Origin of the sequence: Limnohabitans sp., assembly GCF_044361985.1 — a bacterium.
Classification (GTDB): Bacteria; Pseudomonadota; Gammaproteobacteria; order Burkholderiales; family Burkholderiaceae_C; genus Limnohabitans_A.
Window position 1 is genome coordinate 12712 of the sequence record NZ_JBIKHV010000021.1, and the last position, 19027, is coordinate 31738.

General features: G+C 60.5%; 22 protein-coding genes. 10 read left to right on the forward strand and 12 right to left on the reverse strand.

The annotated features are described in order from the left end of the window. Nucleotides 1-7: 7 nt before the first annotated feature. The 4 genes from ttcA to ACIQ3A_RS05985 are packed head-to-tail and all read right to left on the reverse strand — an operon-like array spanning nt 8 to nt 2493. A complete protein-coding gene (ttcA, locus tag ACIQ3A_RS05970; protein ID WP_396430839.1) occupies nt 8-937 on the reverse strand; it encodes a tRNA 2-thiocytidine(32) synthetase TtcA in 930 nt (309 codons plus the stop codon). Nucleotides 938-941: 4 nt separating this feature from the next. Continuing rightward, nucleotides 942-1313: a dihydroneopterin aldolase gene (locus ACIQ3A_RS05975; RefSeq protein WP_396430840.1), complete on the reverse strand. Its 372-nt coding sequence runs from the start codon at nt 1311-1313 to the stop codon at nt 942-944. Continuing rightward, entirely contained in the window at nt 1310-1705 is a 396-nt protein-coding gene (locus tag ACIQ3A_RS05980) for a dihydroneopterin aldolase (protein WP_396430841.1), read from the reverse strand. The genes ACIQ3A_RS05975 and ACIQ3A_RS05980 overlap by 4 nt, the downstream gene beginning before the upstream one ends. Next, a complete protein-coding gene (locus tag ACIQ3A_RS05985; RefSeq protein WP_396430842.1) occupies nt 1702-2493 on the reverse strand; it encodes an SDR family oxidoreductase in 792 nt (263 codons plus the stop codon). The genes ACIQ3A_RS05980 and ACIQ3A_RS05985 overlap by 4 nt, the downstream gene beginning before the upstream one ends. 113 nt (nt 2494-2606) lie before the next feature. On the opposite strand from ACIQ3A_RS05985, the gene ACIQ3A_RS05990 reads away from it, so the two are divergent. The 5 genes from ACIQ3A_RS05990 to trxC all read left to right on the forward strand — a co-directional run bounded on the left by ACIQ3A_RS05990 (nt 2607) and on the right by trxC (nt 5364). Continuing rightward, nucleotides 2607-3740 carry a class I SAM-dependent methyltransferase gene (locus ACIQ3A_RS05990; RefSeq protein WP_396430843.1) on the forward strand — a complete coding sequence of 378 codons (1134 nt, stop codon included), beginning with the start codon at nt 2607-2609 and terminating at the stop codon, nt 3738-3740. Nucleotides 3741-3758: 18 nt separating this feature from the next. Continuing rightward, nucleotides 3759-3953 carry a DUF2905 domain-containing protein gene (locus tag ACIQ3A_RS05995; protein WP_108406105.1) on the forward strand — a complete coding sequence of 65 codons (195 nt, stop codon included), beginning with the start codon at nt 3759-3761 and terminating at the stop codon, nt 3951-3953. A 379-nt stretch (nt 3954-4332) separates the two neighbouring features. Further along, nucleotides 4333-4548, forward strand: a complete 216-nt coding sequence (locus tag ACIQ3A_RS06000) for a hypothetical protein (protein ID WP_233204898.1) — start codon at nt 4333-4335, stop codon at nt 4546-4548. Nucleotides 4549-4562: 14 nt separating this feature from the next. Then, nucleotides 4563-4823: a translation initiation factor IF-1 gene (gene infA / locus ACIQ3A_RS06005; RefSeq protein WP_019426546.1), complete on the forward strand. Its 261-nt coding sequence runs from the start codon at nt 4563-4565 to the stop codon at nt 4821-4823. A gap of 94 nt (nt 4824-4917) precedes the next feature. Continuing rightward, nucleotides 4918-5364 carry a thioredoxin TrxC gene (trxC, locus tag ACIQ3A_RS06010; RefSeq protein WP_396430844.1) on the forward strand — a complete coding sequence of 149 codons (447 nt, stop codon included), beginning with the start codon at nt 4918-4920 and terminating at the stop codon, nt 5362-5364. Between the two features lie 34 nt (nt 5365-5398). On the opposite strand, the gene ACIQ3A_RS06015 is transcribed toward trxC, so the two are convergent. The 5 genes from ACIQ3A_RS06015 to ACIQ3A_RS06035 all read right to left on the reverse strand — a co-directional run bounded on the left by ACIQ3A_RS06015 (nt 5399) and on the right by ACIQ3A_RS06035 (nt 10779). Continuing rightward, nucleotides 5399-6685, reverse strand: coding sequence for a multifunctional CCA addition/repair protein (locus ACIQ3A_RS06015; protein ID WP_396430845.1), 1287 nt, complete (start codon nt 6683-6685; stop codon nt 5399-5401). 8 nt (nt 6686-6693) lie between these two features. Continuing rightward, complete coding sequence (locus ACIQ3A_RS06020; protein WP_396430846.1) at nt 6694-7377, reverse strand: glutathione S-transferase family protein; 684 nt, start codon at nt 7375-7377, stop codon at nt 6694-6696. A 124-nt stretch (nt 7378-7501) separates the two neighbouring features. Next, nucleotides 7502-8461, reverse strand: a complete 960-nt coding sequence (locus tag ACIQ3A_RS06025; RefSeq protein WP_396430847.1) for a complex I NDUFA9 subunit family protein — start codon at nt 8459-8461, stop codon at nt 7502-7504. Between the two features lie 8 nt (nt 8462-8469). After that, complete coding sequence (locus ACIQ3A_RS06030) at nt 8470-9555, reverse strand: M14 family metallopeptidase (RefSeq protein WP_396430848.1); 1086 nt, start codon at nt 9553-9555, stop codon at nt 8470-8472. Nucleotides 9556-9567: 12 nt separating this feature from the next. Next, the gene (locus ACIQ3A_RS06035; RefSeq protein WP_396430849.1) at nt 9568-10779 is read right to left on the reverse strand and encodes a M20 aminoacylase family protein; all 1212 of its coding nucleotides are present in this window, start codon (nt 10777-10779) and stop codon (nt 9568-9570) included. Nucleotides 10780-10924: 145 nt separating this feature from the next. Here ACIQ3A_RS06035 and ACIQ3A_RS06040 point away from each other — a divergent pair, with 145 nt between their 5' ends. Further along, nucleotides 10925-13015, forward strand: coding sequence for a molybdopterin-dependent oxidoreductase (locus tag ACIQ3A_RS06040; RefSeq protein WP_396430850.1), 2091 nt, complete (start codon nt 10925-10927; stop codon nt 13013-13015). Next, nucleotides 13008-13310 (forward strand): polyhydroxyalkanoic acid system family protein, encoded by a 303-nt coding sequence (locus ACIQ3A_RS06045; protein WP_396430851.1) that lies wholly within the window; start codon nt 13008-13010, stop codon nt 13308-13310. Before ACIQ3A_RS06040 ends, ACIQ3A_RS06045 begins: the two co-directional genes overlap by 8 nt. A 42-nt stretch (nt 13311-13352) precedes the next feature. On the opposite strand, the gene ACIQ3A_RS06050 is transcribed toward ACIQ3A_RS06045, so the two are convergent. Further along, nucleotides 13353-15329: a transglycosylase SLT domain-containing protein gene (locus ACIQ3A_RS06050; protein ID WP_396430852.1), complete on the reverse strand. Its 1977-nt coding sequence runs from the start codon at nt 15327-15329 to the stop codon at nt 13353-13355. Nucleotides 15330-15338: 9 nt separating this feature from the next. Between ACIQ3A_RS06050 and ACIQ3A_RS06055 the strand changes: the two genes are divergently transcribed. From ACIQ3A_RS06055 to ACIQ3A_RS06065, 3 genes are all read left to right on the forward strand, one after another. Then, nucleotides 15339-15923 carry a 5-formyltetrahydrofolate cyclo-ligase gene (locus tag ACIQ3A_RS06055; protein WP_396430853.1) on the forward strand — a complete coding sequence of 195 codons (585 nt, stop codon included), beginning with the start codon at nt 15339-15341 and terminating at the stop codon, nt 15921-15923. Between the two features lie 26 nt (nt 15924-15949). After that, the gene (locus ACIQ3A_RS06060) at nt 15950-16579 is read left to right on the forward strand and encodes a TetR/AcrR family transcriptional regulator (protein ID WP_396430854.1); all 630 of its coding nucleotides are present in this window, start codon (nt 15950-15952) and stop codon (nt 16577-16579) included. A gap of 77 nt (nt 16580-16656) precedes the next feature. After that, a complete protein-coding gene (locus ACIQ3A_RS06065; RefSeq protein WP_396430855.1) occupies nt 16657-17682 on the forward strand; it encodes an MBL fold metallo-hydrolase in 1026 nt (341 codons plus the stop codon). A 79-nt stretch (nt 17683-17761) separates the two neighbouring features. On the opposite strand, the gene ACIQ3A_RS06070 is transcribed toward ACIQ3A_RS06065, so the two are convergent. Then, nucleotides 17762-18613 carry a DUF6279 family lipoprotein gene (locus ACIQ3A_RS06070; RefSeq protein WP_396430856.1) on the reverse strand — a complete coding sequence of 284 codons (852 nt, stop codon included), beginning with the start codon at nt 18611-18613 and terminating at the stop codon, nt 17762-17764. Further along, on the reverse strand, nt 18610-19027 hold a 418-nt coding region (locus tag ACIQ3A_RS06075; protein ID WP_396430857.1), incomplete at its 5' end, for a proprotein convertase P-domain-containing protein. The genes ACIQ3A_RS06070 and ACIQ3A_RS06075, both read right to left, overlap by 4 nt.

Consider the following 19027-nt stretch of genomic DNA (forward strand, 5'->3'; position numbering starts at 1 on the left):
AGGTGAGTTACACCGAGATCACCTGAATTCCCGGCAAACCAGGTTCAGAAAAACTTTCCTCATCAAAGGCCTTGTCTCCTTCATCCGATTCGATGCCGGTGATTTTGAGACTTTTGAAGCCATGCAATTTGGTATCCATCAAATGCGAAGGGACCACGTTCTGCAGGGCTGAAAACATGTTTTCAATGCGGCCAGGATACTTTTTTTGCCACTCGCGCAGCATATTGCCGATCTGCAAGCGCTGCAGGTTTTCTTGGCTGCCGCACAGTGTGCAGGGGATGATCGGGAACTGTCGGTGCTCTGCCCAACGGATCAGGTCCGTCTCGGCCACATAGGCCAGCGGCCGGATCACCATGAACTCGCCGTTATCGCTGACCAATTTGGGCGGCATGCCCTTGAGTTTGCCGCCAAAAAACATGTTCAAGAAGAAAGTCTGCAGCATGTCATCGCGGTGGTGGCCCAGAGCCAGCTTGTTGCATTTGAGCTCACGCGCAACGCGGTACAAAATGCCTCGCCGCAGGCGAGAGCACAGGCTGCACATGGTCTTGCCTTCAGGAATCTTGTCCTTGACGATCGAATAAGTGTCCTGCGTTTCGATATGAAATTCCACGCCCAGTTCCTTCAGGTAGGCGGGCAGGATGTGCTCCGGGAAACCGGGCTGCTTTTGGTCCAGGTTGACGGCCACCAGCTGGAAGTCGACTGGGGCGCGGGCCTTCATCTTGAGCAGGATGTCCAGCATGCCGTAGCTGTCCTTGCCGCCCGACATGCAGACCATGATGCGATCGCCTGCTTCAATCAGGTTGAAGTCGGAGATGGCCTGGCCCATCTGACGGCACAGGCGCTTTTCCAGTTTGTGGGTTTCGCGTTCGATCTTCGCGGCCTTGGCCGCATCGCTCACCTCGGGCTCGATCCAAGTGTTGTTGGTTGCTGTGTTCATGGCTTCACCACTGTCCTGTTTCCATGCGAATGGCCACTTCGCAGTCTTCAAAAATTTCAAGTTTGGCAATCTTGACGCGCACCCCCAGCACGCCCGGCAATTGCATCAGGCGGTTAGAGAGTTTGCCGATCAGTGTTTCCAGCAGGTTGACATGCTCGGCGGTGCATTCCTCAATGATGATTTTGCGCACTTTGCGGTAGTCCAGCACGTGCATGATGTCATCGTCGCTGGGCAAAACCGCTTGAGAGCCCAGGTTCAGCTCGGCGTCAACCTGGATCGGTTGCGGATCGATTTTTTCGTGTTCCAGGATGCCCAGGTTGGCATCAAAGCGCAAACCGGTGAGCTCCAGGGTTTGGTGTCCGGCAGGGGTTTTCATGGGGCAGATTTGATCTTGAAAATTTCAACCCCGACCGCTTCGCAGTCTGGGTACACATCGGGTTTGCAGGTGGATAAGCGCACGGCCTGCACCTGCGGGTGCGCGATCAGCTCGCGCATCAAATCGTCGCAAAGGGTTTCTTGCAGCACGATGTGGCCTTGTGCCACGCGCCGGGCAATCACCTCGCGGATGAAGTCGTAATCCACCACTTCGGACAATTCGTCTTGCATGGGGGTGGATGCGCTGTAGGGCACGAACAACTCCACGTTGAAGACGATGCGCTGAGGACCGAGCTTTTCAAAGTCGTGTGCGCCGATGCGCACATCCACCGTGTGGTTGCGCAGAAACAGGCGGCGGCAGTTCAGCGCCAAATGTGTCATGACGTCGCTCATGGGGCGGCTTTCGTGTGGGCTTGTTCAAGGGGGTCGGACAAGAACATCACATCGCGCGCCAAGGGAACCAGGTGCTGGCCATTGTCCACGCAGACCGTGGTGCCGGTGATGCAGGGGTTTTGGGCCAAAAACAGGCAAGTGGCGGCCACTTGTGCTGGGTCGATCGGCTCGCGCAACAGGTTCACGCGGCTGTTCCGGTCAAAGTTCTCTTGGGTTTGCGGACCGCTCAAAAACATCAGGCCTGGGGCCACGCCGCAAACGCGCAAGGGGGCCAGAGCTTGCGCCTGCAAAGCCACCGAGCGCTCCAGCGCCAATTTGGAGACGGTGTACGAAAAATAGTCCGGGTTCAGGTTGAACACCTTCTGGTCTAGGATGTGGACCACGCTGCGCTGGCCGGATTTGGCGTCGGGCGCAGCTTGCCGGGCCATGAGCGAGGCCAGCATCATGGGCGCGATCAAATTCACTTCGATTTGCTGGCGCGCGCCGGGCAAGTCCATGTTGATGCCCTCGTCCGGTTCGAACAGCGAGGCGTTGTTCACCAAGCAGTCGAGCGGGCCGTGGCTTTGCGCGATCTGCGCCATCATCTGTTCGACTTGTTCGCTCTGTGCCAGATTGGCTTGCACGCATTCCACATGGCTCCCTGCAGCCTGCAACTCAGCCTGCAGCGCCTTGGCCGCATCGATCGAGCGCTGGTAATGGCACCACACGCGCCAGCCGGCCGCCGCAAATTGGCGAACAATCGCTGCGCCCAGGCGGTGCGCGCCTCCGGTGACCAGAACTTGTTTCATGGGTAGATGGACTGACAGCTCGGGCTGTACAGAATAAAGAAGACCAAAAAAGAAACCAATTATCGGGCAAGCCGCGCATGCGAGCCCCTTTTCGCCCATATTGCCCCCCAAAGATGCCATGGCCCTTCGGCGACAATCACCGCGTGAACCCGTCAAATGCCATCGGCCCCTCAGAATTGCACCAACGTATCCAGCACGCCATCGCCCAAGCTGGCGGCTGGCTGGGATTTGACCGTTTCATGGCGATGGCGTTGTATGAGCCGGGTCTGGGTTATTACGCCAATGCGCTGCAAAAATTTGGCACCATGCCCTCTTCGGGCAGCGATTTCGTGACCGCACCGGGCATGTCCCCGCTTTTTGGCCAGACCTTGGCGATCCAAGTGCGCCAGGCCCTGGAGGCCACGTGGACCCGCGAGGTGTGGGAGTTTGGTGCCGGCACCGGCGCCCTGGCATTGCAGTTGTTGGACAGTCTGGGCGATGCCGTGCACAGGTACACCATCGTCGACTTGTCGGGCAGCTTGCGCGCCCGCCAGGCAGACACCTTGCTGAAGTACGCCGACAAGGTGCGCTGGCTCGATGCTTGGCCAGATGCCATCGAGGGTGTGGTGGTGGGCAACGAGGTGCTGGATGCCATGCCCGTGCAACTGCTGCAGCGCACACAAGGCGTGTGGCATGAAAGAGGCGTGATCTCGGCTGGCGAGGGTTTTGCCTGGCAAGACCGAGTCACCGACTTGCGTCCGTCTATCGACATCGAAGGCGAACACGATTACCTGACCGAGATCCACCCCCAGGCCGAGGCCTTTGTCGCCAGCCTGGCCGAGCGGCTGTTGGCGGGCCGGGGTGGTGCCGCATTTTTTCTGGATTACGGCTTTCCTGAAGGTGAATACTTTCACCCGCAACGCCACATGGGCACGGTCATGTGCCACCAGTTGCACCAGGCCGACGACAACCCACTGGTGGCCGTGGGCCAAAAAGACATCACAGCCCATGTCAACTTCACGGGGGTGGCCCTGGCCGCACAAAACGCCGGGCTGGAAGTCTTGGGTTATGCCAGTCAGGCCTGGTTTTTGTTGAACTTGGGCTTGGCCGAGCGCATGTCGTCCGCAACATTGCCTGAGCGCAGCCAGGCGCAGCGTCTGATCAATGAGCACGAAATGGGCGAGCTGTTCAAGGTGATCGGCTTTGCTACAGCAGCCGACTGGTCGGCCCAGGGCTTCGCCCGGGGTGACCGGTCGCATCGCCTTTAAACGGCATCAAGGCAAGCTATGTTGCGCTGGCTCATCGTGGTGTTTTTGGCCTTGATCATTTTCAGTGGCCTGCAAAAATGGCTGCAAAAATTTGGATTTGGCCGCCTGCCGGGTGACTTCCGCTTTCGCCTGTTTGGGCGCGAGTGGTTTGTGCCCCTGACCAGCACCTTGTTGCTGAGCATGGTGGCCGCGCTGATCGCCAAGTGGTTGTGAGTCCGAAAGCTTGCAAAAGCATCAAAACCGTTAGCGTGGTACAGTGCGTCACGCCATTGGCGACTTATGCCCATCTCGCTCTTTCTGAGCCGATAGCGCATCCCGGCAGAGGGATGCCAGTCTTGTCCTCCACTGTGCACATCGCCCGCCATGCTCTTTTTCGAGCTGGGCCCAGACGATTTTTTTGCTTCCTTTTGACGCACCTCTGCACGGTGATGTTCTTTGGCAGACCTCAGGGCCTGCACATCGGGGGCTTTTTTTGGCAGCAGGACATGCCAATACCCGAGCCGTTGACAGCCCCCAGAGGGGCAAAAAAGCGGCTCGACCCCCTTCGTTAAAATACATGACCATTCAATACTGTTCACACCAACCCATCTCCATGGGAAAATTCCGAATTCAACCCTGCTCCAGGGCTTTGCCCAATGGCGCTTTTGGCGCCCAGGTGTCCGTGGCCAGTGGCCGTGGCAGCGCCAGCACTGACCGTGTGATGCGGTTTGTGCCCGAATTTGCAACGCCTGACGCTGCCAGCCAATATGCCCTCGACGAAGGCATGTTGTGGGTGGAGCGCCAGACCTCCAAACCGATCCTGCTTTGAGAAAGACGTTTTAAATGGCTAAAGAAGAACTGATTGAACTGATGGGTGTGGTGAACGAAGTTTTGCCCGACACGCGTTTTCGCGTGACGCTGGACAACGGCCACCAATTGATCGCCTACTCGGCTGGCAAAATGCGCAAAAACCACATCCGCATTTTGGCGGGTGACCGTGTGACGCTGGAGCTCTCGCCTTATGACCTGAGCAAAGGCCGCATCAGCTTCCGTCACCTGGCCGGCCGCGCACCGATGGCACCACGCCGTCCACCTGCACGCTGACTCGGTTCTTTCGCTCTCGTTGACCTGAGTCAACCTGCAAGGCCCCTGAATCGTCGAGCATGGCACCTGAGTGGTTTAGAACACGGGGAGTTTCATGACGGATTCAGCCGAAGCCTTGCACATTGTTTGTCCACACTGCCACACCACCAACCGGGTGCGTGTGGCCGATATGCGCCTTGCACCCGATTGCGGACAATGCCACCAGGCTCTGTTTGGGGGGCACCCCCTGGCGCTGGACGCCAGCACTTTTGACAAGCACATTGGCCGCAGCCATCTGCCCGTGCTGGTGGATTTTTGGGCGCCTTGGTGCGGTCCTTGCCGAATGATGGCACCTGCTTACGAGCAAGCTGCCAGCCTTCTGGAGCCCGATGTCCGGGTCGCCAAACTCAACACCGAAGATGCGCAGGCCATCTCCGCCCGCTTCAACATCCGCAGCATCCCCACCCTGGCTTTGTTCATCGGTGGCAAAGAAGTTGCCCGTCAGGCCGGTGCCTTTCGCACGGCACAAGACATTGCCGACTGGACACGTTCTCACCTGTGAGTTGACCAGATGGGGTCTGTTGCAGGTCTCTGCTTCAGCCCAGTGCTTGACCGATCGCCTTCAGCCGCGCTTGCGCGATCCGTTTGCCAATTTCCGGACCTGCCAAACCCTCGATAGCCGCCGCTTGGGCAATCGGTGCCGTCTGGACCGACAGCGCTGCATGTTGGGCTTGCATCAGTCGGGCCGCTTGTGGGTAAGCCACCTCTTCAAACCCTAAGCGCCCGCGTGCATCGCACTCGCAGGCTTGCAGCACCCGCACAAAACGCTCAGGTTGGCGAATTGCGTCGCAGCGTTCCAGCAAGCGCAGCACAGCCTCTGGCCCCAGCGCTGCGCTGCGGTGGATGTTGCCATGTTCACGCGCCACCACCTCGGCCAGTTCTTTGCAGTCGCTGGGCACGCGCAGGCGTTCGCAGACCTTTTGCAAAAGTTTCACGCTGCGGTCTTCGTGACCGATGTGGCGGGGCAGCGCCTGTGCAGGCGTGGTGCCTTTGCCCAGGTCGTGCATCAGGCAGGCCAAGCGCACGGCCAGTGGCATGTTCAGCCGGGCGCTCACGTCCATCACCAGCATCATGTGCACGCCAGTGTCCACCTCGGGGTGGTATTCGGGCCGTTGCGGCACGCCCCACAGGCGGTCCAGTTCGGGCAGCAAGACTTTCAACGCGCCACAGGCCCGCAGCACTTCGAACAACCGCGAGGGCTGCGTGCTCATCAGGCCCTTGGACAACTCTTGCCAGACCCGTTCTGCCACCAAGTGGTTGATTTCACCGTCTTTGACCATGGCCTGCATGAGTGCCATGGTCTCGGGGGCCACGGCAAAATCGTTGAAGCGAGCAGCAAAGCGGGCCACGCGCAAGATGCGCACCGGGTCTTCCGCAAAAGCGGTCGTCACATGGCGCAGTTGTTTGGCGCGCAAGTCAGCCAGGCCGCCCCAGGGGTCGATCACTTCATCCAGCCAAGCGGGTGCCCGACTCGCCTTCTCTGCCGGCACAGATGACTGCAAGGCGGCTGCCTCAGACTCCGGCACCGCCATGGCATTGATCGTCAGGTCGCGCCGAGCCAAGTCTTCTTCGAGCGTGACACCTGGGTCGGCCTGCACCGCAAAGCCTTTGTAGCCTCGGGCGGTTTTGCGCTCGGTGCGGGCCAGGGCATATTCTTCGCGGGTGCGAGGGTGCAAAAAAACTGGAAAGTCTTTGCCCACCGGCAAATAGCCTTGCGCGGCCATGGCCTCGGGCGTGCTGCCCACCACCACCCAGTCGCGGTCGTTCACGGGCAAGCCCATCAAGGCATCGCGCACCGCACCGCCGACGACAAAAACAGCCATAGTTGCCTTCAGCGGTGAAGCCGGAAAGGCTCTTCAAAGTCGATGAAGTCCTGCTCAGCCAGCGCGCCGATGGTCCAGGCTTTCACGCTGGGCAAGGCGCACACACGGTCCATGTAAGCACGTACATCGGCGGGCACGGGCAATGCGTAGGTATTCAGGCGCATGACCACAGGCGCGAAGTAGGCATCGGCCACGCTGAAGTCGCCAAACAGCATGGGGCCGCCGTGTTCCCTGAGCAGGCCGCTCCACAAGTTGCAAAGTCGGTCCAGGTCGGCACGCACAGCGGGTTTGTCGCGCAGGGCAAGGGCGCCAATGTCGGGCAGTTGCGCTTCGATGTTCATTGGGCAGGCACTGCGCAGGCCCACAAAGCCACTGTGCATGTCGGCGCAGACGCTGCGGGCGCGTGCTCGGGCCGCGCGGTCGGTGGGCCAAAGTTTCTTTTCCGGGAATTGCTCGGCCACGTATTCGGCAATGGCCAGGGAGTCCCACACGGCAAGACCGTCGTGCACCAGCACCGGCACCTTGCCCGCCGGGTTGATGCCTTTCAGTGCCGCCTTGAACTGCGAGTCGGGTGCAAAGCTGTCAAAGCGGACAAAGACTTCTTCAAAGTCGATGCCGGCCTGTCGCAGCAGCACCCAGGGCCGCATCGACCAGGACGAGTAGTTTTTGTTGGCGATGTACAGCTGGACCATGTTTTCTCCCGTGACAAGACATGGGATGTTAACGGGACTTGGCACCCCCATCCTGGCCTGAGCACTTGCCTTGATGCCAGCGCACGGGCAGCAGCTGGCGTGCCGCCATGTAAGGACGCGGTGGTCAGCGGCCCGCTTGTGCGCGCCAGTGGTTCATTTTGCTGCGGGGGCCGCGATGGCCCAGGTAGGAGGGTGCGATACCTGCGGCAGAGGCGGGCGCGATGTCCAGTGCTGCCAGTCCGGGCGCTTGGCCGGTGGCGATGTTGTCCACCGCCATCGAGGCCAGGTTGTCGCGGCTCATGAGCGGTTCGCCTGGGGCCAGTTCCATGGCCAGCGCTTGCAGCCAGCCCACCCACATCGGCAAGCCGATCACGGGACGGCCTTTGCCGTGGTTCACGCCTGCCCATTGCCCCGACAGTTTGACCAACTCGCCTAGGGTCAGCACGTCGGGCCCACACAGTTCATAGGTCTGACCCGTGGTGTCCGGTTTTTGCAAACAAGTCACCACAGCCCTGGCCACATCGCCCACCCAAACAGGTTGAAAGCGGGTGCCACTGCCTGCTAACGGCATGAAGGGTGCCACGGCTTGCAGGTCGGCAAACAGGTTCAAAAATTTGTCTTCGGCCCCAAAGATCACGCTGGGGCGCAGAACTGTCATGGCCAGCTTGGCGTTGTGCAACACCGTCTCACCGCGCGCCTTGCTGCGCTGGTACATCGACGGGCCTTGCGGGTCGGCGCCCAGCGCGCTGACATGCACCAGCCGTTGTACGCCTGCCTTTTTCATGGCATTGGCGATCTTGCCGGGCAAGTCGACATGCACTTGTTCGAAGCGTTCTTCGCTGCCATGCAGCACCGCCACCAGGTTGACCACCGCATCGTGCCCAGGCATCAGCCGGGCCAAATCGGCTTCGTTGTGCACCGAGGCTTCGATCACGGTCAGCCCTGGCAGGCTTTGCACACTGGCGGCATTGATGGCGCGGCGCGTGGGCACGGTGATGTGCCAGCCCAGCCGGGTCAATTGCTCGCAGACTTGGCGGCCCACAAAGCCGCTGCCGCCTAAAACCAGAATTCGGGGAGTGTTCATTTTTTCAATCAGGCACCCAGGCCTTTAGCGGCTTGGTGCATCGCGTCCATGGCTTGGTCGACGATCTGGGTGCGCCATGCATCGGTGTCGGTATAAAACGCGTCCATCAGGTCTTGCTTGATTTGCGAACGCAAGGCTTCAGGAGCCTCCGGGTGCAATTGCAGCCAGTGGTCGCCGCGCAAGGCATGCATCACTTTGTCGGGCGGCTGCGTGCCGTACTCCATGGCAATGCCTGTGTACTTGGCTTGCGGGCACTCCTGATAGGCGGCCATCCACATCAGCCCCGTGAGCATGGGGGAGCTCGACGAGCCGTCGTAAATCGAGGTGATGCCCTGGCCCCACCAGGCTTTGGCCCGCTGGTAAGCCGCTGCATCGTCGGCGCAGGCAAAAATGCGCTCGCCCACGCCGCTGGGGCCCAAACCGGTGTGCAGGTCAATCCAGGCCAAATGCTGGCAACGCTGACCGTACTTTTGCAGCACCTTGCGCAAGCTCAGGTTGCTCCAGGTCGGCGCTTGGCCACCAAAGAACAAGCCTTCCGGAAACTCGTGTTGCCCCTTGGAGATGGCGGCCTGAAAGGCTTTCATCCCGCGCTCGGCAATGTAGCGGTCGGTCGCCGCCGCGTTGGCGGCGTCCGGCGGCCACACATCGGGCAACAACAGGGGCTGGATTTCCCGGTAGGCCGGGTTGTCTGGCAGCGCCTGGTTGAAGTCTTGAAAGTTGCGGTTGATGTCCACGTTTTCGTGGGTCACCCGCCGGACGTGTGAAAACCCATGCGGGTTGAGTGCGTGGATGTAGAGCACGGCCACGCCCTTGGCTTTGGCCGCTTCGCGCCATGCGGTGTTTTGCAAAGCGTGAACCTGCACGCCCGAGCCGCAATAGCCTTCTACGCCGTGACAGGCACTGCTGACGACCAACAAATTGTGGGCGTCAGGCGGTCCGTCAAACACCACGTCCATGGCCAGCTCTTCGCCATCGCGACCCGCAAGCGGGTGGACATTGGCGTCTACTTGCAGACCGGCTGACTGTGCGGCGCTGTGGAATTTTTGGCGGGCTTGGACGTAGCTTGTGGAAAAGCCTTCTTGGACTGCATTCATGCCGATTCCGGGTCAGGCCGTTTGAGTGGGCTTGGCCAGCCACTGCGTGGCCAGCTCCACCCAATAAGTGCCGCCCAGGGGGATCAGGTCGTCGTTGAAGTCGTAGCTGGGGTTGTGCAAGGTGCACGGGCCACCACCATGACCCATTTCGCGGTGAGTACCATCACCGTTCGAGATGAACACATAGGCCCCAGGCTTGGCCTGCAGCATGTACGAGAAGTCTTCGGCGCCCATGGTGGGCTCTTGGGGCAAAACATGCTCTGCGCCCACGATGCCTGACATCACCTGACGGGCAAAGTCGGCTTCTGGGGCACTGTTGATGGTGGGTGGGTAGTTGCGAACGAACTCGAATTCGCAGGTGGCGTCAAACGCGCTACAAATTGAAGTGGCCACTTTTTGCATGCGGGATTCGATCAAGTCGAGCACCTCGATGCTGAAAGTGCGCACGGTGCCTTGCAACTCGCATGAGTCAGGCACCACGTTGGTGGCTTCACCTGCATGGATCATGGTGACCGAGATCACGCCCGCATCGACGGGTTTTTTGTTGCGGGTGATGATGGTCTGAAAGCCCTGCACCATTTGGCAGGCAATCGGCACTGGGTCGATGCCGTTGTGCGGCAATGCGGCGTGGCTGCCCTTGCCGCGCACCACGATTTTGAATTCGTTGCTGGACGCCATGACCGGGCCTGCACTGACAGCAAAGGTGCCCACTGGGGCGCCTGGCCAGTTGTGCATGCCGAACACAGCCTGCATGGGGAATTTGTCGAACAAGCCGTCCTTGATCATTTCGCGCGCGCCGCCACCGCCTTCTTCGGCAGGTTGGAAGATCAGGTACACCGTGCCGTCAAAGTCGCGGTGTTTGGAGAAATGCTTGGCTGCTGCCAGCAGCATGGCGGTGTGGCCGTCGTGGCCACAAGCATGCATCTTGCCCTGGTGTTTGCTGGCGTGGGCAAAGGTGTTGAACTCTTGCATGGGCAGCGCGTCGATGTCGGCGCGCAAACCAATGCCCCGTCCGCAGGCGCCACCGTCACGCCCGTGCACGATGCCCACCACGCCGGTGGTGCCCATGCCCCGGTGGATGGGGATGCCCCAATCGGTCAGTTGTTGGGCGACCACATCGGCCGTGCGCACTTCCTGGAAGCACAACTCGGGATGGGCGTGAATGTCTTTGCGAATGGCGGAGATGCTGGCCGCGTCGGTGAGGATGGAGTCGATGATTTTCATGAACACAGTCTAGCGGGACTTGGTCTGGCTTGCCAACACCCCTGTGCGCATGGGGGACAAGCCGGGGGCCCGCCCCAGGGTAAGTTTGGGCCACAATTAGACCGAATCCTTGCCCCCCAGCCAGACCGCCCCTGGCCACAGCCCCATGACCGACCCCCTTTTGGCCCCCCAGACTGTGCGCGGCGCTTGCCCGCACGATTGCCCCGACACCTGTGCTTTGCTGACCACGGTCGAGCATGGCCGCGCCACCAAGGTTCAAGGCAATCCCGCGCATGCCCCCACCGATGGTGTGTTGTGCACCAAGGTCTCACGCTACACCGAGCGCACTTACCACCCTGAGCGTTTGCTGCAACCTTTGCGACGGATTGGGCCCAAGGGTTCGGGCCAGTTCGAGCCGGTGGGTTGGGACGAAGCGCTGGATGCCATTGCAAACCGTCTGAAAGCCATTGCCGCCCGCGACCCCCAAGCGGTGCAGCCCTACAGCTATGCCGGCACCATGGGCCATGTGCAAAGCGAATCGATCGCTGGGCGTTTTTTCCACAAGCTGGGCGCTTCGTTGTTGGACCGCACGATTTGCGCCTCGGCCGGGGCAGAGGCCCTGACGCAGACCCTGGGCGACAAGGTGGGCATGAAGGTCGAATTTTTTGCCGAATCCAAGCTCATCGTCATTTGGGGCAGCAACTCAATTGGCAGCAACCTGCATTTTTGGCGCATCGCGCAAGAGGCCAAACGCAAGGGCGCCAAGCTGGTCTGCATCGACCCACGGCGCACTGAAACGGCCGAAAAATGTCACGAGCACATCGCCATTCGACCCGGCACCGATGCCGCGCTGGCGCTGGCCGTGATGCACGAACTGATCGTTCACAACTGGCTCGACCCCGACTACATCGACCGCTACACCCTGGGTTGGGATGGCCTGCGTGCGCGGGCACTGCAGTGGACACCCGAACGCGCCGCCGATGTGTGCGGCGTGCCGGCAGCGCAGATCCGGCAACTGGCGCTCGATTGGGGCACCACCCAGCCCGCGGCCATTCGCCTGAACTACGGCATGCAGCGTGTGCGCGGTGGCGGCAACGCGGTGCGGGCGGTGGCCTGTTTGCCTGCGCTGACGGGCGCCTGGCGGCACCGTGCGGGTGGCGTGTTGCTGAGCAGTTCGGGGCATTTTCCGGTACGGCGTGCGGCCTTGCAGCGGCCTGATTTGCTGGGCGAGCGGCGCCCGCGCACGATCAACATGGCCACGATCGGTGATGATTTGTTGCGCCCGACATCGCCCGAATTCGGTCCGAAAATCGAGGCTTTGATCGTCTACAACAGCAACCCAGTGGCGATTGCGCCCGATTCGGGCCAGGTGGTGCGGGGGTTTGCCCGCGAAGACCTGTTCACCGTGGTGCTGGAACATTTTCAGACCGACACCGCCGACTACGCCGACTTCATCTTGCCAGCCACCACCCAGCTGGAGCACTGGGACATCCACACCAGCTATGGCCACACCGATGTGTTGTTGAACCGCCCCGCCATTGCGCCCGTTGGGCAAGCCCGCACCAACACCGACATCTTCAGAGCACTGGCACAGCGCATGGGTTTTGACGAGCCCTGTTTTGCTGAAGACGACGAAAGCCTGTGCCGCAGTGCTATCGGCGACGAGAAGGATTTTGAGCAGCTGCTGGCCAAGGGTTTTGTCTCCTTGCCGTTGCCCGATGCTCCGTTTGCGCAGGGCGGGTTTCCCACGCCTTCAGGGCGCTGTGAATTCTTCAGCCAGCGGCTGGCCGACCAGGGCCTGGATGGCTGGCCTGACCATTTGCCCAATTACGAGCTGGCCACGCCGGGTGGTCGTTACCCGTTGGCCATGATCTCGCCACCCGCCCGCAATTTTTTGAACTCCAGCTTTGTCAACGTCAAAAGCCTGCGCGACATCGAAGCCGAGCCGGTGCTCGAGATGCACCCGCAAGATGCCTTGCAGCGCGGCATTGCCGATGGCAGTGTGGTCAAGGTCTTCAACGACCGGGGCAGTTACCACTGCAAGGCGCGGGTCAACCAGCGTGCCCGGCCTGGCGTGGTCAATGGCCTGGGCATCTGGTGGCGCAAGCTGGGCCTGAATGGCACCAACGTGAACGAGTTGACCAGCCAGCACCTCACCGATTTGGGCCGTGCCCCGGTGTTTTACGACTGCCTGGTGGAGGTGGCCCCGGACCCCGAATTCAGGGCCGCACACGCCCAGGACATGCACCATGCCTGAACTGAAAATTGAACGCCAACACGCCTTGGGTTTGGCTGGCGCGCGCGCAGTGGCCGAGCGCTGGAGAGAACAGGCCGAGCAAGAGTGGGGCATGGCTTGCGAGTCTGAGCCGGGCCCAACCCAAGACCTGCTGCGCTTTGCCCGAAGTGGGGTGAGCGGAGAACTGGCGGTGAGTGAAACCCGCTTTGACTTGCAGCTCAAGCTGGGTTTTTTGCTGGGCGCCTACCGTGCCCGCATCGAAGAAAAAATCAAGGCCAATTTGGACGAGTTGCTCGGGCCCGAGTCAGCCGCCTGAAGGGCCTGCCGAGCCCTTGCGTCACGGTCTGCGCAAGTTTGCTCAAGGCAAATCCTGGTTCACCTCGGCATTTGGGGCATTGCGGGGCCCCACCGATCCCAGTCGCGCCTTGAGCGACTGGGGCTGCCGCGTCAGGATGGCGGCGTAATTGGTGGTGTTGGAGAGCACTTTTTTCACGTAATCGCGCGTCTCTAGGAACGGAATGTTCTCAGCCCAAATGGCGGCCTCCAGCACAGGGCCCTTGCGCCAGTTGCGGGGCCGGCTGGGGCCAGCGTTGTAGGCCGCAGTAGCCATGGGCATGGAGCCTTCAAAGTCGTCCAGCACCAGTTTCAGGTAACCGGTGCCAATGGCCACGTTGATCTCGCGGTCGGTGATCTGCTCAGGGGTGAAGTTGGTCAAGCCGATTTTCTTGGCCGTCCACTTGGCGGTGGCAGGCATGACCTGCATCAGGCCCGATGCGCCCACATGCGAGCGGGCGTCCATGATGAAGCGGCTTTCCTGGCGGATCAGGCCATACACATAAGCCGGGTCGAGTTTGATGTCTCCCGCCCGACGCACCACGATGTCGCGCAGTGGCATGGGAAAGCGCTGGTCAAAGTCGATCACGTCTTTGGTGCGGTCGCTGGTGTTGATGCAGCGGTCCCAGACCTGACGTTGGCAAGCCAGATCGGCGGCGGCCAGCAGCTCACGGTCGCTCATGCCACCGGGGCTGTGCAGGTTGGTGCTGTAGTTCCATTCGCGGTTGCCTTCGGGGCGCAAACCAATGGCAATGGCGTACAACGCGCGTTGCAAGCCCGGGTTGATCAAGGCAGCGGCTTTTTCTGCGGGGCTCAGGACGCTGGGGCGCTCGGGCGCGTTGATGGTCAGGCCCAGATCTTCCAGCGCAAGTTGCTCATAAAAGCCCTTCACACTGGCGATGCCGCGCAGCAAGCCTTGGGCCTCCTGGCGCTGCACATCGTCTTGTGCTGTGGCGCTCAGGGCGCGTGCACGCCAGTAAACCCATGCGGGGTCTTTTTGCGACTCGGGGCTCATGGCCTGTGTGGCTGTGAGCACTTGGCGCCATTGGCCCTGGCGCAAGGCTGCGCGCACTTTCCAGGCCAGCAAATCGTCGTTGAGGTCGCTGTCTTTTTGCACTTTTGCAAAGTAACCGCTGGCGTTCTCCTGCAGCTTCTGTGCGGCTTGTTTGCCAATGACCCCCCAGGTCCAGTTGCGCTCTTCCTGGCTCAGCTGAATTGACCAGCGCTTGTCCAGCAACTCGGCGGCCTTGTCGGGCTTGCTGGCCGCCAAGCGGATCAGCGCCAGCACCGCCAGCTCCTTGCGGTTGCGGGTGATGGCGATGATGCGTTTATCCAGATAGCGTTCCGGGTCGGAGTGGATCAGGGCCACTTGCTCGGCCAAACGTGGCGCCTCGATGTCCACTGCGGCCTGGGCAGGGCGGGGGCGGTTGGCATCCATGGCCAGGCGTGCCTTGCGCCACAGGTCCAGACCATTGATCTGTTTTCCAGAGTGCAAATGCTCGGCCACATAGGTGCAACCCTCGTCGGCTTCGCGCAGGGCGTACCACAGGCGTTTGGCTTCTTCGGCCACGTTGGCCTTGCTGTTCATGGCCTCTGTGGCCAGGGCGTAGCAGCGCACCTCGCGGTCGTCGCGCATGCGGTAGCGCGGGTATTCAGTGGTGAAAGTCGCCCAGTCGCGGCGCTTGCCAAGTTGCAGCAACCAGTCGGTGCGCAGACGGTCTTCGTAATAGCTGCCCGCATAGCTGGTCAAGAAGCTGCGAATCTCGGAGGCTGGGGCCACGTCCAGGCGTGTGCGCATTTCCCAGTAAGCGGCCAAAGGCTCCAGCACATGGCCCCGGGTTTGGGGCAGCAGCGCAGACAAGCGGGTTTTATCGCCTTTTCGAAAAGCCTGGTGCATCTCCAGGATGACGTCGTCGCCCTTGTTTTGGGCCTGGGCTTGGGTGCTCCAAAGGCCTGTCGCGGCCATTGCACAAACCAGTGTCAGAATCTGAGTGAATTTCATGGGTTGATTATGGACAAAGCCGAAGCTAAAAAAGCCTTACGAAAAACCTTGATTGAAGAAAGGCTGAACTTGTCAGACCGCCTGGCTCGCGCAGAAGCGCTGCAGCGCGTCATGCGCATCTGGCTGTTTGACCGGCCTGAGACTGTGATCGGCGCCTATTGGCCGATCAAAGGTGAGTTTGACCCCTTGCCCGCCTTGCACCGCTGGAAGGAAGACGGCGAGCTCAATGGTGAGCCACAGCGCCGCCGCATTGGGTTGCCCGTGGTCAACAAGCAGCACAAAACACTGACTTTTCACACCTGGTACCCCGGCTGCCCGATGGAAGAAGACGCCTACGGCATCCCCAAACCCAAAGACACGGAAATCATCGTGCCGACCTTGTTGTTTGTGCCCTGTGTGGGCTATGGCACAGGCGGCTACCGTCTGGGCTACGGCGGGGGCTTTTACGACCGCACGCTGGCCACGCTGCAACCCAAACCCTTCACGGTCGGTCTGGGCTTCACCCATGGCTTTGTGGACGACCTAGAGCCTGAAGCGCACGACGAACCTCTGGACGCGATCTTGAACGACAACGGGGTGGTGTGGCCGCTGTGAGCGGTTGGACCCACCACTGAAGCACCATGGCCCGACCCAAATCCGCAACCCACGACATCAAGCGCGATGCCATTTTGGACATCGCCGCGCAATGCTTTGCCGAGCGCAGCTACCCGGCGGCCAGCATGAACGAGATCGCCACCGCCTGCGGCACCTCCAAGGCGAGGCTCTACCATTACTACGACAGCAAGGAAGCAATCCTGTTTGACCTGCTCGACCGCCACACCCAGCGCCTGCTGGCGCTGATTGCGCAGACCGAGGCCACCGCCCAGCGCAAGGATCTGAACGATCGGGCGGCCTTGCACGAGTTGGTGCGGGCGTTTTTGCAGGAATATGAAACCTCGGCCACCCGGCATGCGGCCTTGCTCAACGACACCCAGTTTTTGAGCGATGTGCCCGATCCGTCGCTGGGCTCGGTGTCCACTTCGCCCCGCGAACTGATCCTGAACCGCCAGCGGGACATCGTGGCCGCCATGACCCGCTTCATGAAGCGCGCCTACCCTGAGCGCCTGACCCCGACCAACCAGACGGCCCTGACCATGATGCTGCTGGGCATGATCAACTGGACCTTCACCTGGCTGCGCCCAGGCGGTCCGATCAGCTATGCCGCCTTTGCCGACGAAGTCGTTTCCATGCTCGAAAAAGGGCTGGGCTGACGCTGAAGTTGATTCACTAATCCGTAACGCATTTCGTTTAGGTAAAATCAAGCCATCCATTGACCAGAGAAATTTCCATGTCCAAAGCCCCCAAAAAAGTGTCTACCAAGGCCCCTGTGAAAGCCTTTGCTAGCCAAGCCGACCTGAGCGAGAAAAAAATCACGTTCGAGCAACTCAGCCCACACTGCTGGGCCTATACCGCCGAGGGCGACCCCAATTCGGGCGTGATCATTGGGGACAGATTCATCATGGTCAGCGACGCCACCGCCACACCGGCCATGGCACAAGACCTGATCAAGAAGATCCGCACCGTCAGCGATCTGCCCATCAAATACGTGCTGTTGACCCACTACCACGCGGTGCGCGTGCTGGGTGCTTATGCCTACGCCGCCGAAGGTGCGACCGAAATCATTGCCAGCGAAGGCACGCTTGACCTGATCAAAGAGCGCGGCGCACAGGACATGAAAAGTGAGATGGAGCGCTTCCCGCGGCTGTTTCGCGGCGCGGACAGCGTCACCGGCCTGACCTGGCCGACCATGGTGATCGCTGGCGGCAACCCCACCCAGGGCGAAGTGCCCGGCAAGCTCAGCATCAACCTGGGCGGCGTGGTGGTGCAGATCTGGCATCCGGGCCCAGGCCACACCCGTGGCGACACGATTGCTTGGGTGGAAGAGGAAAAAGTGCTGTTCTCGGGCGACCTGGTCGAATACGAAGCCGGGGTGTACACCGGTGACGCCCAACTGGCAGAGTGGCCCGCCACTTTGGAAGCCCTGCGGGCCCTCAAGGCCGAATTCATCGTGCCCGGTCGCGGCGAAGCCATGAAGGGCAACGCCAACGTCAACAAGGCCCTGGATTACACCAAGCGCTGGGTTGAAACGCTCTTCAAGGCGGGCAAGGAAGCTGTTGCGGGCAAGATGGATTTGAAAGCAGCCATGGCCCATACCCGAAAGAGCATGGACCCGATTTTTGGCCATGTGTTCATTTACGAGCACTGCCTGCCCTTTGATGTGACCCGTGCCTACGATGAAGCCAGTGGCATCAAAAACCCCCGCATCTGGACCGCCGAGCGCGACATCGAGATGTGGAAAGCGCTGCAAAGCTGAAGCGAGAGGTTTTCCTCCCATCAAAAACCCGCCTTGATCCGGCGGGTTTTTTTATGTGACCGAATTTTTCAGGGCTGGCTCAGGGCTTGATCAGATCGCGAATATCGCGTTCGTAGGCGCGCATCGTGCGCGCCACCCGCTGCCGCTGTTCGGGGCTGGCCGTGTTGTGCAGCTGGGCCAGGTTGTCACAGGCTTGCTGCGTCATTTTTTGCACCAACGCGCTGCCTTTGGGGTCTGGGGGCATGAACCAGCGTTGCCAGACGCCGGAGAGGGCCTGCTCCACTTGTTCTGTGGGGGCGTTGGTTTGCGACAACTGCCGCAAGGTCGACAGCAAATCTTGTTCGCGCCGGAGCCGTTCTTGCCGGCCCCACTCTGGGGTCCATGCCGACTGGCTCACCTGAGTTTTGACCAGCGCAACTTGTACGGCACTCAGCTCGCCATAAAACGATTTGTAGCGCTCCAGCGTCCTGTCCAGACGCCGCTCCAGCCTTTCGGCGTCGCTGCCCTGCAGCCATAGTTTGTCCCAGTCTTCGTTCTTGCTCTCCTGGTGCCGGGCCAGGTGACTCAGTTGGCGCGGCCCCAGAATCTGAACCACAGGCGCGGCTTGGGTGATCGCCACGCGCATGGCCCGGTCCATTTTGTTCAGAATCTCAGCTTGAACGCTGCAAACCTGGCTGGCTTGCACCGGGCCCTGGCTGAGTTCTGTGCCGCGTTGCAGCAGTTCCAGATAAGTGACCAGTTCTTGCTGGCGGTGCCAGCGGTAGACACTGTTCAGTGCCTCTTTGGCGCGATCGGCCTGCGCGTCATTGAACGAGATAGCGCTGTCCAGCCACCAATAAGACAACGTTGGCAGTTGTTGGTAACCGAGTTTGATGGCGCTGCAGCCTTGCAGCAGGATCAAGCCAAGTAAGCAAATGAGCGTTCGGATCATCTGTTGCCAGTCAATTGAAGTGACCAACCTTCAAAGTATCCAATGTTGTTTTGGGTGTTATCGGTGTCAGTGATTGAGAACTTCCATGAGCCATTGGTCTGGTTGATTGAGGCTGCAGGGACGGAAAAAGTCCGCAGAATTCCACTGGTCAAACAGGAAGGGGATGTTGTTGCTGGGGCTGTCAGGGCAACGCTGATTTCGGTGCCGTCAGGTTGAATCAGTTTTGCAGTCAACTCATTCAATACAGCGTCTTTCAGGCATAAACCCACAGTCACAGAGGAAAGTGTGGTGATGTTGCATTGGGAAATGGGTTGCGGCTCGGTGGTTGCAGTCAAATTGATGGGTCTGCCGCTGGTAATTGCGTCGGCGTATTTCGATACAAAACCACAGGACACCTGGTCCGGTGACAGTTGT